The organism is Kocuria sp. WRN011 (genome assembly GCF_002295155.1).
Classification (GTDB): domain Bacteria; phylum Actinomycetota; class Actinomycetes; order Actinomycetales; family Micrococcaceae; genus Kocuria; species Kocuria carniphila.
Genome location: NZ_NSGI01000005.1, coordinates 196571 through 210433, shown reverse-complemented (window position 1 = coordinate 210433; position 13863 = coordinate 196571). Strand labels below are relative to the sequence as shown.

12 protein-coding genes are annotated in these 13863 nt (G+C 63.1%); 6 read left to right on the top strand and 6 right to left on the bottom strand.

Going from position 1 to position 13863, the window contains the following annotated elements; all coding sequences use genetic code 11:
• Positions 1-96 precede the first annotated feature (96 nt).
• A complete protein-coding gene (locus CKW39_RS08720; protein ID WP_095797740.1) occupies positions 97-1599 on the top strand; it encodes a lipopolysaccharide biosynthesis protein in 1503 nt (500 codons plus the stop codon).
• A gap of 16 nt (positions 1600-1615) precedes the next feature.
• Here CKW39_RS08720 and CKW39_RS08715 read toward each other — a convergent pair whose 3' ends face one another.
• Positions 1616-2749: a glycosyltransferase gene (locus tag CKW39_RS08715; RefSeq protein WP_095797739.1), complete on the bottom strand. Its 1134-nt coding sequence runs from the start codon at positions 2747-2749 to the stop codon at positions 1616-1618.
• A gap of 30 nt (positions 2750-2779) precedes the next feature.
• On the bottom strand, positions 2780-4936 hold the full coding sequence (locus tag CKW39_RS08710; RefSeq protein ID WP_095797738.1) for a RecQ family ATP-dependent DNA helicase: 2157 nt from the start codon (positions 4934-4936) through the stop codon (positions 2780-2782).
• A gap of 683 nt (positions 4937-5619) precedes the next feature.
• Here CKW39_RS08710 and pstS point away from each other — a divergent pair.
• Together pstS and CKW39_RS08700 are read left to right on the top strand one after the other, a co-directional pair.
• Positions 5620-6759, top strand: coding sequence for a phosphate ABC transporter substrate-binding protein PstS (gene pstS / locus CKW39_RS08705; protein WP_254049344.1), 1140 nt, complete (start codon positions 5620-5622; stop codon positions 6757-6759).
• A 56-nt stretch (positions 6760-6815) separates the two neighbouring features.
• Entirely contained in the window at positions 6816-7790 is a 975-nt protein-coding gene (locus CKW39_RS08700) for an MsnO8 family LLM class oxidoreductase (protein ID WP_095797737.1), read from the top strand.
• On the opposite strand, the gene CKW39_RS08695 is transcribed toward CKW39_RS08700, so the two are convergent.
• Positions 7785-8963: a heparan-alpha-glucosaminide N-acetyltransferase domain-containing protein gene (locus CKW39_RS08695; RefSeq protein WP_158222926.1), complete on the bottom strand. Its 1179-nt coding sequence runs from the start codon at positions 8961-8963 to the stop codon at positions 7785-7787. The genes CKW39_RS08700 and CKW39_RS08695 overlap by 6 nt on opposite strands.
• Before the next feature lie 110 nt (positions 8964-9073).
• Between CKW39_RS08695 and CKW39_RS08690 the strand changes: the two genes are divergently transcribed.
• The 3 genes from CKW39_RS08690 to CKW39_RS08680 all read left to right on the top strand — a co-directional run bounded on the left by CKW39_RS08690 (position 9074) and on the right by CKW39_RS08680 (position 11113).
• Positions 9074-9838, top strand: a complete 765-nt coding sequence (locus CKW39_RS08690) for an NAD-dependent deacylase (protein ID WP_095797735.1) — start codon at positions 9074-9076, stop codon at positions 9836-9838.
• Between the two features lie 181 nt (positions 9839-10019).
• The gene (locus tag CKW39_RS08685; RefSeq protein ID WP_095797734.1) at positions 10020-10772 is read left to right on the top strand and encodes a RelA/SpoT domain-containing protein; all 753 of its coding nucleotides are present in this window, start codon (positions 10020-10022) and stop codon (positions 10770-10772) included.
• A 2-nt stretch (positions 10773-10774) separates the two neighbouring features.
• On the top strand, positions 10775-11113 hold the full coding sequence (locus CKW39_RS08680) for a hypothetical protein (RefSeq protein WP_216823169.1): 339 nt from the start codon (positions 10775-10777) through the stop codon (positions 11111-11113).
• Positions 11114-11440: 327 nt separating this feature from the next.
• Here CKW39_RS08680 and CKW39_RS08675 read toward each other — a convergent pair whose 3' ends face one another.
• From CKW39_RS08675 to CKW39_RS08665, 3 genes are all read right to left on the bottom strand, one after another.
• A complete protein-coding gene (locus tag CKW39_RS08675) occupies positions 11441-11623 on the bottom strand; it encodes a hypothetical protein (RefSeq protein WP_095797733.1) in 183 nt (60 codons plus the stop codon).
• A 90-nt stretch (positions 11624-11713) separates the two neighbouring features.
• The gene (locus tag CKW39_RS08670) at positions 11714-12106 is read right to left on the bottom strand and encodes a hypothetical protein (RefSeq protein ID WP_143469960.1); all 393 of its coding nucleotides are present in this window, start codon (positions 12104-12106) and stop codon (positions 11714-11716) included.
• A gap of 373 nt (positions 12107-12479) precedes the next feature.
• Positions 12480-13625, bottom strand: a complete 1146-nt coding sequence (locus tag CKW39_RS08665; RefSeq protein ID WP_158222925.1) for a phage major capsid protein — start codon at positions 13623-13625, stop codon at positions 12480-12482.
• Positions 13626-13863 lie beyond the last annotated feature (238 nt).

Here is a 13863-nt window from a genome sequence, read left to right as displayed (position 1 = left end):
GCCCCACTCTACCGAGCGAGACTTTTGCGCTGGCCCGAAACCGGGCTGCGCGTGGCCATCAGACCCTTGACGGCGCGGTGTCCTAGACTCCCAATAATGACCACGCCCGCTGCAGCTCCCCGCGTTCCAGGCCGGTGGCGGCGAATTCTCTTCCCGCCGCCCAATCACGAAAACAAGGACAACCCCATCGGGTCCGCCTTCGCGCTGACCGTGATTGCCGTGTTCGTCCAGGGCCTCTCGCGATTCGGTTACAGCTTGCTCATTGGCAACATCCTGGGCACCGAGAAGCTGGGCCAGGTCAACCAGGTGATCGCGCTGGGACTGTTCCTGGTGCTCCTGTGGCCCCAGGCCTCGGGCACCGCGGCGTCCAAATACATTGCGATGGCGCGGGGCAAGTCCGACGCCGATCAGCAGGCGTCCGTGGCGTTGTACACCTCCCGCAGCGCGTTCGTTGGCATGACAATCCTGTCTGTCGCAGCGGTGTTCATTGCCATTTACGCGCAGGAACTCCCGCTCAGCTATGCACTGTCCGCAGGGTTGCTCGTGATTGCCCTGTCCGCTTACAACTTTGTGCGCGGCGTGCGCACGGGCAACAACCAGTTCGTGACCACCACGTTCTGGGACTGCATCAGCTCGTTCATCACGCTCACACTGCTGCTCGTGGTCCTCCTGGCCGAGCTGAACCCGCTGCTCTTGCTCCCCCTGTGCTTGGGCTACCTGATCTACGCCATTCCCGCGTGGCCCAGGCGAGGTGGCAGTAAACTCTCGAAGCCGCTCAAGCGTGAGCTCCTCAAGTTCACGGCGTGGGGATCCATCAACATCCTCACGGCCGCGGGTTTGCTGCAGTTGTCACTGATCATCGGTGGCAATTACGACAGCCAGGAAGCCATCGGCCACTACGCCGCCGCACTGACCATCGCGACACCCGCCAGCATGCTCTCGTCAGCCATGATCGTGGCCCTCTCCCCCTCGGTGGCGCGCATGTTCAGCGCCGGGGACATGGCCGGCATGAAGACCCAGTTGGACGCGATCATGCGCACGATGGTCCTGGTCTTCCTGCCGATCTTTGGTGTCGGAATCCTGTGGGCCGAGCCGCTCGTCATGGTGCTCTACGGCGCTCGCTACGAAGAGTTCGAAGGCGCGATTCCGCTGCTAATCGTGCTGTTCTTCGCCGTCTCCACCACCAGTTTCAACGCCGCCAATTCACGCCTCAACGGAGGCGAGCACTGGGGCGTACGCACCCTGGCATTATGCAACGCAACCGGCATGGCCCTGGGCATCATCACCATGGTGTGGTGGGGCCCCGAACTGGGCATGATGGCCGCCGCCATCGGTTACTTGATCGGCTGCATTATCAGTTCCATGGTTCCGCTGATCATCGTGTGGGTTCACGACCGGATGCCATGGACCGGCGTGATGCTCCGGATCCTGACCGGTTATGCCCTCGCGCTGCTGTGCCTGTGGCTCACGTACCGCTACGACTCACTGCTGGTGACAATCGGGGCGTCGGTGGCCTTCCTCCTGGTCTGGTGTGCCATGTCTTGGCGCGACCTGGCTCCGCGTCTGCGCATGGTCACGGGCCGTTTCAGCAAGAAGTAGTCAGGAAGAATCCCGGTTAGTTGCCCCCGTGCCGCTTGGCAATGCGATCCCGCGCGGTTTGGACGGCAGCGGCAGCCATGAAACGCAACGGTGCGTCGCGCCCCAATGCGTGGGCGGGTTTGGCGGTGAGGAGCGCGGCGGGGTTGGCAAAACGACGTCGTGCGGCAAGCCCCGCTTTCAACTGGCCCTCCTCCTGTGTTTCCGAAAGCAGCAGGTCAATGACGTGCAGATCCGCCTTGGAAAAGTCACCCCGCGCACCGGGCACCGAATCGAGCAGGCGAGAAAGCGCTTCGCGTGTCCCCTGCGCTTCGTCCTGGGACCAGGTTCCGGCCTTCAGATGAGCCGACACTGCTTCGAACACATTGATGCGAACCACTTTGACGACGAATGCCCGGCGCAGCTCAAGCGCGGCTCCCTCGAACCACGGTTTGTCCAGGATTCGTACTGACGGTTCGAGCTGCGCGCGAACCGGGGACGGGGTTTGCGAAACCCGATCCGTGGCGTCCGCGTGCATCACGTACGTGGGTTCCCCGGGGGCATAGTCGATCCTGGCCGCTCCCGCGTACAAGCGCATGACAAACGCTTGATCCTCACCGGTGCTCGTCCCGAAGTCGAATTCGGCCCCGAGCCTGCGAACGGTCTCCACCCGTTGCAACCCGAACACGGAGGCCCGGTAGACCAGGCGGTCGGCAATAGGATCCAAGTTGGAGGTGCGCCCGGGGCGGATCACGGGCGTGATGTCCGTTCGGCCGTTGCTGTGCTTCAGCCACGGAATCACCATGTCGCTGTGGCGCTTCTCGGCGATCTTGACCCAACGGCCAACCGCTCCGGGCTGATAACTGTCGTCGCTGTCCAAGAAGCAGATGTACTTGGCATTGGTGTGCTCCAACCCCGCGGTCCTGGGGGCTGCAGCAGTCGCCCCTTCGGCTGGAGCCTCAATGATTCTGACGTGATCCAGTTGCTCTTGGGTCAGCATGCCCCGAACCTGTTCCGTGGAGAGGTGATGTGCCACCACGGTAATGACGTACTCCCCCACGGACAGCGGTTGGACGCCAAGCCGCGCGGAATCCACTGCCCGGCCGAGCGGCCGTGAGAGTGAATGAACGGGGATCACGACATCCACGAGAGAACGAACCGATGATTGCTGCATGATCAGCAGAATAAAACAGATTTCCGCAAATCAACCCTGTGAGGCCAGAGCGAATGGCAGAACATTCGTGGCGCCCGCTAACCGCAGTTCACGTGCGGCAACGGTGAGGGTCCATCGGCTGTCCACGAGGTCGTCCACCAACAGGATGGACGGCTGCGGTTGTTCCCGTAGGGCCTGCGCAATCTCGGGCGGAACGGAGAACCGGCCCCACACTTCCGCCAAACGGTAGGCGCTGTTGCCGCCGTGACTGCCGCGCGGAACTTCCTGGTCGAGTTGTAGTGCACCCAGGAACGGCAAATGTCCTGCCGTCGCCAGCCCTTGAGCGAGAGACGAGACCAATTCCGGGCGCGACAGGGACGGCATGGCGACCACTGCGGTGGGGCGGACGGACCAGTCCCACTGGGCTAGCACTCCGATGCACGCACGCCCCAGGGCAGCATCGACAGTGGTGTCCATGGGCTGCCCGTTGTCATCGTTGCGGAAAATCTCCCGCAGCCGCTGACCCCAACCCAGGTCCGTAAGCCGGGCTAGTGACCTGCCTCGGTCCGCACGTTCTTCTTCCGGGATCTTGCCCTTGATCTGGATGCCCAACCGGTCCATGCCGCTGGGCCATTGGGCACGCGGTTCCAGGGGAGCACCCGCTCGGTGGAGTGCGCTGTCTGCGGCCGCGGAGGCCTCCTTGTGCACGGTGGTGGCATACCAGGCACCGGCGCACACATCGCAACGACCACATGGCTGAGCCGTTCGGTCATCGAGTTGCTGGGCCAAGAACTGCATGCGGCACTCGGTGGTGAATTGGTAATCCATCATGGCCTGCTGCTCAGCTATACGAGCGCGCCGCACCCGGTCGTAGCGAGGGGCGTCGTACTCCCACGGCCTGCCCGTGGATTGCCACCCTCCAGAGACACGTTCCACGGCACCGTCCACGGCGAGCACCTTGAGCAGCAACTCCAGCGGCGTGCGCTTGATGTTGACCCGAGTTTCCAAGGCGGCGACCGACAGCGGCCCTCCGTGTTCGGCCAGCGCTGTGAGCACGGCCCCGGATTTCTCCTCCGTGGGCATGGACGCGGTGGCGAAATACTCCCAGATCTCCCGGTCCTCGGCACCCGGCAGGAGCAGAACGTCTGCGGTGTCGGTCGCACGACCGGCGCGGCCCACTTGTTGGTAGTAGGCCACCGGCGAGGAGGGCGCACCCAGATGCACCACGAACCCCAGGTCCGGTTTGTCGAAGCCCATGCCCAGCGCGGACGTGGCCACCAGGGCCTTGACCTGGTTCTCCTTGAGCGCTGTTTCCAGTTCTTCACGTTCGGCCGCGTCCGTGCGTCCGGTGTAGGCCACGGCAGTGTGGCCGGCCTCGGTCAGGGCTCGCGCGGTGTCCTCCGCCGCTCCAATGGTCAGTGCGTAAATGATGCCGCTGCCCGGCAGCTCGTTGAGGTGTTCGATCAGCCACGCCAACCGGGTAGCCGTGGAGGGTAACCGCAGCACACCCAGCCGAAGCGATGCCCGCGACAGTGGCCCCCGGAGTGTGAACACTTCTTGCTGATCTCCAGCTCCCACGCCCAGTTGTTCTCGGACATCCTGAATAACTCGCTCATTGGCCGTGGCTGTGGTGGCCAAGACGGCCACCGACTCGGGAAGCCGTCCCAGCAGGTCCTTGATCCGGCGATAATCCGGACGGAAATCATGTCCCCAGTCAGAAATGCAGTGGGCCTCGTCCACGACCAGAAGACCGAGCTGATCCACCAACTGCGGGAGCTGCCCGTCCCGGAACCTGGGGTTGTTCAAGCGCTCGGGCGAGACCAGCAGAACATCGAGTTCCCCTCGTTCCAAGGCAGCGGTGATCTCTCCCCATTCCGTGGGGTTGGCGGAGGAAATGGCCGCCGCCCGGACTCCTGCTCGGGCCGCCGCCGCCACTTGGTCACGCATGAGCGCCAGCAGCGGGGAAATGATGAGTGTGGGCCCGTGCCCCTGCGCTCGCAGTAACAGCGCGGAGATGAAGTACACCGCGGACTTGCCCCAGCCGGTGCGCTGGACCACCAGGGCGCGACGGCGATCCCGAACCAGTGCGGAAATGGCATCGAACTGGCCGGAATGGAATGCCGCCTCAGGAGTGTTCGTGAGCGCGCGCAGGTAATTCACGGCCTGCTCATACAGCTGACGGTCGATTGTCTCCGATGCCTGGTTCATGCCAAAAGTCTCTCAGCGCGATCAGACACGCATAAGCAAGGGGGTGTGAGTGGCCGGAGGCGGCTGGAGACAAGACATGGGCCATTAAATTGGAAGGCGCCCGCCGCGCTCATGTTTTTTCCCCCGAAGAAACACGAGCCCGGCGAGCGCGTCCACCGGCAGAGCCGGTGCGGATCAATCCGCTGGTGAAGCCAAAGCCCCCGCAATGACTTCTATGCGTTACTCCCGGGTGAATAATTGCGCTTTCACGCCCCCCAGCGTTTCGACGCGTTCACCGTACTTGGAAGGACAGGTTCGGGCCCCCCTGGCCAGAACCATTGATTGCTTCCCGGTACTTGAAGTAACAACAGTATGTAAGCATGATTTCCGCTCGGTTGCCAGCACGATTTCAACCGCATCACACGTGCTGTCCTCAACCCTGGGGTGCCCGTTTGCACTCGCCAACCAGGGTTTCGAGGTCTGTAGGGGACGTGTCACCTACTAACCCCCTGTGCGCCGTGGCGCAAAGAGGGGACACGTCAACTTCACCTACGTCCCCCCAAAGACCCACAGAAAAAGTCACTCCTGCGCGCCGCCCAGGGAATCTTACGCAAGCGTGAGCGCCCCGTGGGGAGGGGCCCGGGATGCGCGGCTTGGGCGCATGCGTGTTTACCATGGTCTTCTGTCCTCAACATGTCGCGGAGATGAAGATGAGCCGAACAGGCGCCCCTCGAAAGACAGCGAGTTACGCAAAAATCGGAGCGCTGGCGCTGGCCGCCGGAATGGCACTGACCGGCTGCGGTTCCGACTACCCCTTGGGTGAGGAACAACGCAGGGCCGCCGAACAGGGTGACACCTCACTGTCGGGCATCCTCACGGGCATTGGTTCATCGGCTCAGAACGCGGCCATGCAAACGTGGCGGACCGGGTTCGAATCCAAGTACCCCAACGCCAACGTGCAGTACCTGTCAGCCGGTTCAGGCGCGGGTCGCTCCGCGCTCGCGGGCGGTGGCACGGACTTCGCGGGGTCGGACGCGTACTTGGATGAGGAAGAGCAGACCGAGGTCACGGACACCTGCGGTCCGGGCGGGGCCATCAACATTCCCGTCTACATCTCCCCCATCAGCGTGGCCTTCAACCTCCCGGGTATTCGGGAATTGAACTTGGACGCGCCCACGATCGCCAAGATTTTCCGACACGAGATCACGCGGTGGAACGATCCTGCCATCGCGAATCAGAACCCGGATGTGAGCCTGCCTGACGGCGTGATCACCCCGGTCGCCCGCGCCGATGATTCCGGGACCACGGAGAATTTCACCGACTACCTTGAGGCCGCCGCGCCCGAGGTGTGGACCGATGAGCATGACGGCGGCTGGCCCAATTCGCTTCCCAGCGAGCGCGCCCAGGGCAATAACGGTGTGGTCACCGTGACGAACCAGACCGAGGGCGCCATCACGTACGCGGACGACTCCCTCGTGGGGGAATCCCTGGGCAAAGCAAGGGTGAAGGTAGGCGATGAGTACGTGCCCGTGACCGCCGAAACCGCAGCCACGGCCGTGGGAGTCTCTTCCCGAGTGGAAGGTACCGGCGAACACGACATCGCTCTGGAAATCGACCGCACCCCCGACGTGCCGGGCGCTTACCCCGTGGTCCTGGCCTCATACCACGTGTTCTGCACGAGCTACAGTGACCCCCAAACTCTGGAGCTGATCAAGACCTTCGGGCATTACGTGGTCAGCCCCGAGGGTCAACAGCTGGCGGGGGACTCGGTCAAGAGCGCGCCCCTTCCCGAAAACCTCACCAGGGAGGCTCAGGAGGCTCTGGACTCCATCACGCTGCGGTAGTGCACGCCATGCCGCGTTCCCGGAATGAGTGGCCACGCGGCCGTGTTCTGTGAGTGATGGGTATTCCACTTTCGCTCCTCGACCGGTCCCGCACCCGCCAGGGACACACCGATTCCGCCGCTTTGCACCAAACGGTGGAACGAGCCCGGCGCGCAGAGGCGGCCGGGTATCGGCGGTTCTGGGTGTCCGAGCATCACGGAGTTCCCGGGGTCGCCTCGGGGACCCCGGCCTTACTTGCCCAGGCGGTTGCCGCCGCCACCAGCACAATTCGTGTGGGGTCCGGCGGAGTAATGCTGCCCAACCACCGCCCGATCCTGGTCGCCGAGGAATTCGCGGTACTCACAGCCCTGCACGGCGAGCGCTTCGATCTGGGGCTCGGTCGCTCCCTGGGCCTCACCAAACCCGTGCGCGAAGCACTCGGCGCGTTGCAGGCTCGGCCGCGAGAATTCGCGGCGGCCATCGAGGAGGTCCGTGAGTACTTGACGGGTGCGGGCAACATCACGATTCGCCCGGCCGACACCGGCCATATCCCAATCTTCGTGCTGGGCACCGGCACCGGGCTGCAGATCGCAGCGGAGCTGGGTCTGCCCGCAGTGGTCGGTGGGCCATTGCTCAGGTCAGGCCCGGAGGCCTTCGACGCGTACCGCTCCGAGTTCCGCCCCAGCTCCCAACAGGCCGAGCCGTATTTAATTGTCTCCGCCGAAATCTTCGTGGCCGAGTCGTCCTCGGAAGCTCGCGCACTCGCTGTGCCGGAAGCCTGGGCCATGGCCCAATCTCGCCTCACCGGGTCCTTCCCGCCGCTCCTGCCGACGACGTCGCTCCCCACCCAGCGCACGGGTCGGCAAGATCGCTACGTGGCCGAATCTCTAGCGACCGTCATCGCGGGGACGGAGGACCGGGTCGTGAGGGAGATCAGCGACCTGTTGGAGCGCACCGGTGCGGACGAGATCATGAGCACGGCGTCCACCTTTGACGTTGCCGCGCTGTACGACTCGGACGCCCGTTTGGCTCGTGCCGTGGCTGCCCTATAGTCCGCGTTCCTTGCCCGGCGCGGGGCTGCTGCCATCAACCAACCCGCTGGGCTCCCCCGCCCCGGTTGATACCACATGAACGAGCTGCTCCATCGGACCCTTCCCCCAGATCAAAGTCCAGGCAATACAGCCCGCCGTGACTCCCAGGGTGATCGGCCAGAACGGATCGAGCGCCAGGAATCCATGCAACCGGTGGATGTCGGAACCCACTCCCGGTGTGACCATGATCCAGATGCCCCAGACGAGCAGGTGCGCCGTGTATGCCGTCAAAGGCATGGACCCGATGACCCGTACCGGCCACAGAAGCCAGCGCAGCGACGTCGTCGCGGCGAGAACGGACACCGCGAGGACCGCAAGAGCGAAACCTCCCGAGCCGAACGCCTCCCCCACCCCGTTCGAGTGGGGGTCGTCGCGAAAAACCGACAGTGCCCAGAAGGTCGAGCCGGCCGGGAGATCCGCCCCATAGCGAGCAATCACCTGGTTGCCTACCGGGCCGAGCACCGCGTAACCGAGCACCGAGAGTGCCACCCCGGACACGAGCAACAACACCGTGGGGCCGATTCCGCGGCGGATCACCCGCCCCGCGATGATCCCCGCGGCCACGAACGCCAGCCACACCACAAAGGGGTAATTCCACCCGAGCACGTCGGAGACGAGTTCCGCAGCACTTCCCCGTTCGGGTTGGCCCCCGCTGTCGATCAACGCGACGACAAATGGCGCGACAGCCGCCGTGAGCGCCGCCGTGATGGCGAGTGCCCGCCCGGACCATGTGACCAGGAACGCGCCGATCATCAAGAGGAGACCGTAGGCCGGAAGCACCACGAACACAGGGATGTCAAGGCTGAGCAGAAGCAGCCCGAGGGTCCAGATGAGTACCGCGCGGATCATGATGGGCTTGCGTTGGGCGCGCGCCGCATCGTGTTCGCCGGCTTGCGCCCGCATCCTGGAGCCCATGAGCCCCAAGGACACACCGGCGAGGGTTGCGAACAGAATGGCGGACCTGCCCTCGACCACCCCGAGCCAGGTCTGCGGTCGGGACCATTCCAGGGATGTAACCACAGTGAGGTGAGCCACGTACATGCCCAGGATCGCCAAGCCACGGGCCAGATCGATGCCGGGGATCCGACCCGGAGATTCCAACCGGGCCACGTTCTGCTTCACGCGCTGTGACATGCTGCGTGGCGGCGATGCTGCGGACGGTGGCATACATCCATCATGGCGCACCGGGAGGATCACATACTGCTGCATGGGTCGCAATGAGGTCATGATCTAGCCTGAGGAGCATGCCTTCCTCCGATCGGGTACCCCCAGAAATCCTCGACCTCGCCCGCTCGGCACGGCGGGTGACGGTTCTGACCGGAGCAGGGATGTCCGTCGAGTCCGGTGTTCCGACCTTCCGCGATGCCCAGACCGGACTGTGGGAGCGTTTTGACCCGGTGGAACTCGCCACCCCGGAGGCCTGGGAGGAAGACCCCGCCCAGTGTTGGGCCTGGTACGCGTGGCGCGCGTCCCTCGTGCGCGGCACCGAGCCGCACCCCGGTCACCTGGCACTTGCGCAATGGCAGGCTCGCCCCGGTATCGATCTGCGAATTTCCACCCAGAATGTGGACGCCCTGCATGAACGGGCGGGCGCTACGGTTCTCGCCCACGTCCACGGCGACCTCTTCGCCCTGCGCTGCGCCGGTTGCGGTGCCCCCGCCGACACCGGTTATCCGCCCATTACGGAACCCGTGGCTCAGCTCGACCCACCCGCATGCCATCAGTGTGGTGGACTGGTCCGCCCCGGTGTCGTGTGGTTTGGCGAGGCCCTGCCGGAGAGGGCGTTCCAGGACTCTGTCGAGGCCGCGCAAGAAGCGGATCTCGTGCTGGTCGTGGGCACCTCGGGCCTGGTGTACCCCGCCGCGAGCATCCCGGACTTCGCCGGTGCACGCGGTGTGCCCGTTGTTGAAATCAACCCCCGGGTCTCGGAGGTGTCGGCCAGCGCGGACCACACCTGGCGTGCCACGGCCGGTCAGGCGCTACCCGCGCTGGTGAGTGCCCTAGGGTAAAGAATGGGTCTGGTTATCGCGACATTGGCGCAAGATCCACGGCTCGGCGCATCAAAATTACACTTGCCCAGTCCCGCATCGCACCGCGTCAAACCATCAGCGCTCCAACCGCTCATTGCAGTGCGGCGGGGGCTTGGTCACCCCCAACAATTCCGAGGACGTTGCGGGTTACTCTTGGGACATGCAGAACCAGCTACCCACGCGCAAGCAAGTGAAGAAAGCTGGTTCCAGGATTCGCGCCTATCATCGTGGAGATTTGCCCCACCACGATTACGAGCTTGCTCTTCGAGTAGTGGAGCAGTACCGCGCATGTTTCAGCTCTCCGACTGTGAACGTCAACAACTGGTTGCGGCGCTATGCCCGGGATGTTGGCCTGCCCGTGAAGGTGTCTCAGAGACTCAAGAAGGTTCCCACAATCATTGAGAAACTCACTGCGCGGGAGACGACGCTTAATCTCCTCACGATGCACGACATCGGTGGCTGCCGCGTAGTCCTTGATGACCTAGAATCTCCTAGGCTGTTCGAGGCTTCGATCAAGGATCGCCGCCAGAGTCAAATACTCCGTGTACTTGACTACGTGGAAATCCCCCGCATCTCGGGGTACAGGGCAGTACATATAGTCCTTAAGACGCAACCCAGTGGGCTGCCCGTTGAGGTGCAGTTAAGGACTCAATCCATGCATGAGTGGGCCGAGACTTCAGAGGGGTTCTCCAAAGATTTGGGACGCAACTTCAAGCAGGATGGTGATCATCCAGTCCAGGAGTTCCTCGCCGTAGTGGCAGATATCTACTTCTTGACCGATATGAAGAAGCCCATACCACATGATCTTCAAAAAAGGTACAGTGAGACTCTAAGTGAGGCACGGAGGTCTATGCATGTTCTTCGTGCCGCCCAGGGGGTGCAGCAGGAGTTGCCCCTCGATGAAAGGATCTAGCTATGGCTAAGGCGCAGCCCATTCGCCACTTCTTGCTGGTGTTTGACCATGCCCACGGCAAGTTGGTGCACCAAGAAGACTTTGGTTCTGACGTGGCGAGAGCAACCACTGCGTACTCCGCGATGGAGCAACAGCACCAGGACGAGACGCAGATTGATGTGGTTTTGGTGGGCTCTGACTCGTTGGAGACCATCAAATTTACTCATGCCAACTATTTTGAAGGCGCCTCTCAATCTCTCATGAAAAAAAGCTATGGCCCTGAGCTTCTAGCTACGTTTCCAAGTCTTCTTCGAAGATCAGGAAGTCCCCATCCGCACCTGTGGATGGGGATTTCTTATTGACGCTCTGATCCGAGTGTAATAGGCATGTCGTTCGTGCAAGGTTCCACCCATAAACATGGGCTGAAAATTCGCGCGAGCACCCTGGTCGCGCATGAGAAAGGCCCGAACCTCAAGCAATGAAAACAGTGCGATAAAGGTTCGGGCCTTGCGCCTGAGGTGCGCCCTGTGGGGCTCGAACTCTCGCACAACAGCTAGTCCGGGCCTCAAACCCCGGAAACACAGGGTTTTCAGTGAGCCAACATCACGAAAAATCAGGGTGTCTCGTGGGCAAGTGTGGGCAAAATGTGGGCACCGAGATCACTCCTCGGTGCCCACAACATCACACTCTTAGTTCTCGCCCTTGTCGTCGCGGGATAGGTCAGCCAACGCGTCAGCAATCGCGTCCAAACTGTGCCCGAAACGCTGGTAAAACTGCGTTGCGCTCGGCACAGGGCTGTTACCCGTGAGGTTCTTATACTCGCCCGCGATCTCGCGGAGATAGTCAATCTGTCCGGAAATATCTTTCGCCATGATTCGGCCTCTTTTCGTGGGGGGGATGGGTATGTTCAAACTACCGTGGCACGACAATTACCACTAGGCCCATGGGTTGGCGCGGACTGCTCAGCTTTTTCCGCTGCGGCTCGAGCGAGTACGCCGTTCCTCAGCCTTAGCTTCCAACTCGCTCATGGTCTGTTCCACCGGATCGACCACCACCCCCGAGCCCTTACCGAACTCACCACGAGCGGCCGGGGTGCCGCCCAACTGCTCGAGCAGCTTCGACAAGTGCGGGCCCGCGTACAACGCCTTGATAGCGGTCTGCGGGTCCGTGGCCATGGCATCGGGTGAGTTCAACGCCGCGTCCAACGTCCGCGCGTACGTCCGGGCCATTTCCACAGTCCCAGCATCGGCCGGCGAAAGCCACGGCATCGCCGCAAGCGCGATTTCCAACGCCTCAGACAATGATGCCGCCTCAGGCAGCACCGGTAACTGGTTATACGGTTTCTTCTCATCCATCACAATCAACCTCACTTCTGCCCCGCGCGGGGGTGTCCAACACGATCATTCGATTCATCACAAAATTCATGGGAGCTCTCAGCACCCCCGAGGGGAGGGGGGTTCGCGCGAGGCTGCCTCACGGAGCCCCTAGTCAGCCACGGAATCGACGCTGAACATTTTGAGGGGCATAGGGGTCAGCAAGTACCCCTCACCTACCCTCACCCGGCTACCGGCTGCACGCTCCCGGCCTACCGCACCCCGGACCACCACCAACACCACCGGGTTACCCCGATGCGGGAGAACGGCGCACAGCGGCTCACCCGTGGCTCGGGTACGCGTGAGGCCAGCACCCTGGGTTATCGGGTACTGGCCTCACACGGGTTGCGGCTGGTTAGGCTGCGGGTGCGGCGTCGCCGAGGGTGACTCGCACGACCGCGGCGGGCTGCTTGAGCATCGTCTCGAACCGGCCCTCGCAACGGAACACCACCTGGTTGCGGCTGAACGTGTCACCGGGCTGACCAACGTGGAGGTTGATGCCGCCGGTGGACGCAATGCCTAACTGCGACGGGTCCAACACGACAGCCTCACCAACGTTGATGGAGGTGGTGAGCACAACCTGGGTGCCCCACAGTTTCTGTGCTGCGGAGTCCACGGGACCACCGAGCACGTACTCGCCGCTGCCGTTGCTGGTCGATACCTCGATCGCTTCCCAATCGGCCGGGTTCAGGGCGACGATGCCGCCGGTGTATCCCTGCATCTGCAGCCGGGTGAGGGCTGCGCGGATACGGTCTACCGGGCGTGCGCCGGTGGTGATGAGCTGTACGCCTTCCTGGGTGAGCACACCGTGGAGTTCGCCGGTGCCGGTGCCGTAGAGCACCTGACGTTCCAGTGCGGAGTACAGCCCGTAGAGCAGCTCGTAACCGATCACGGTCGATACAGAACTCACGTCGCCGAGCAGCTGTTCAGGTACAGGGTCGGAGATGTGTGCGAGCACCTGGGTTTCGCCCTGCACGCGGGTCAGGCCGATCTTCGAGGTGGGCTTGAGCTGGCCCTCGGGGACCACACCGGCGTTGAGTTCGCGGGTGGTCTGTCGCAGGAATGAGAAGAACTTATCGTCGAACACGGTGGTTCCGAGTGCTTCGATGAATCCCTGCGGGGGTGCGCCCATGGTGGCGGGTTCGGTGAGCTGGATGGGTGCCGTGTACTGGCCCATCGACACGGCTGCCTTTTGTTCCTGGGCGCCGTGCTTGAGGTTCTCGGCCAGGGTGCGGGCGGTGCGTGTCAGCCCGACACGGGTGAGCCGTTTCGCTTCGGGCTGGTAGGCGCTTTGGTGGTCACTGGCGTCGAAACCGGGTGCGGCGCCCTTGGCGAGCGCGGCGAGCATACGGTCACCCTCGGTCGCTTCGGCTGCTTTCGCGGCCTGAGCTTCGGTGGTGAGTTCGCGGAGCTTGTTCACCTGCGCCTCGGTCGCGTTACCGGCCTTGACGACGGCGTAGAGCGAGCGGAGTTCGGGGAGGATTTGCTGCGTTGTGCGCATTGTTTCTGATCCAATCTTGAGCGTGGCCATGAGCGTGGCCACGGGGTTTCTGTGATTGGACTAGCGGGGGCTTGTGCTCGCGGGCCCTGCTCGACGCAACTTGACCGTGTGTGGCCCTCGTTGCGGAGCGTGCCGGCGGCGCCCTGGCTGCCTTGTCGAGTGAGCGCGAGCCCCGAACTTAACTCTCAGTGATTCAGGCTGAGTGTTCTCGTTCGGAGCTCGCACACGTTTCTCGACG

Excerpts from the sequence above, each read along its gene's own strand:
- CKW39_RS08720 (WP_095797740.1), top strand. The coding sequence starts at position 97 with ATGACCACGCCCGCTGCAGCTCCCCGCGTTCCAGGCCGGTGGCGGCGA.
- CKW39_RS08675 (WP_095797733.1), bottom strand. The coding sequence starts at position 11,623 with ATGGCGAAAGATATTTCCGGACAGATTGACTATCTCCGCGAGATCGCG.
- CKW39_RS08670 (WP_143469960.1), bottom strand. The coding sequence starts at position 12,106 with ATGGATGAGAAGAAACCGTATAACCAGTTACCGGTGCTGCCTGAGGCG.
- CKW39_RS08685 (WP_095797734.1), top strand. The coding sequence starts at position 10,020 with ATGCAGAACCAGCTACCCACGCGCAAGCAAGTGAAGAAAGCTGGTTCC.
- CKW39_RS08710 (WP_095797738.1), bottom strand. The coding sequence starts at position 4,936 with ATGAACCAGGCATCGGAGACAATCGACCGTCAGCTGTATGAGCAGGCC.
- CKW39_RS08700 (WP_095797737.1), top strand. The coding sequence starts at position 6,816 with ATGGGTATTCCACTTTCGCTCCTCGACCGGTCCCGCACCCGCCAGGGA.
- CKW39_RS08680 (WP_216823169.1), top strand. The coding sequence starts at position 10,775 with ATGGCTAAGGCGCAGCCCATTCGCCACTTCTTGCTGGTGTTTGACCAT.
- CKW39_RS08715 (WP_095797739.1), bottom strand. The coding sequence starts at position 2,749 with ATGCAGCAATCATCGGTTCGTTCTCTCGTGGATGTCGTGATCCCCGTT.
- pstS (WP_254049344.1), top strand. The coding sequence starts at position 5,620 with ATGAAGATGAGCCGAACAGGCGCCCCTCGAAAGACAGCGAGTTACGCA.
- CKW39_RS08690 (WP_095797735.1), top strand. The coding sequence starts at position 9,074 with ATGCCTTCCTCCGATCGGGTACCCCCAGAAATCCTCGACCTCGCCCGC.
- CKW39_RS08665 (WP_158222925.1), bottom strand. The coding sequence starts at position 13,625 with ATGCGCACAACGCAGCAAATCCTCCCCGAACTCCGCTCGCTCTACGCC.
- CKW39_RS08695 (WP_158222926.1), bottom strand. The coding sequence starts at position 8,963 with ATGTCACAGCGCGTGAAGCAGAACGTGGCCCGGTTGGAATCTCCGGGT.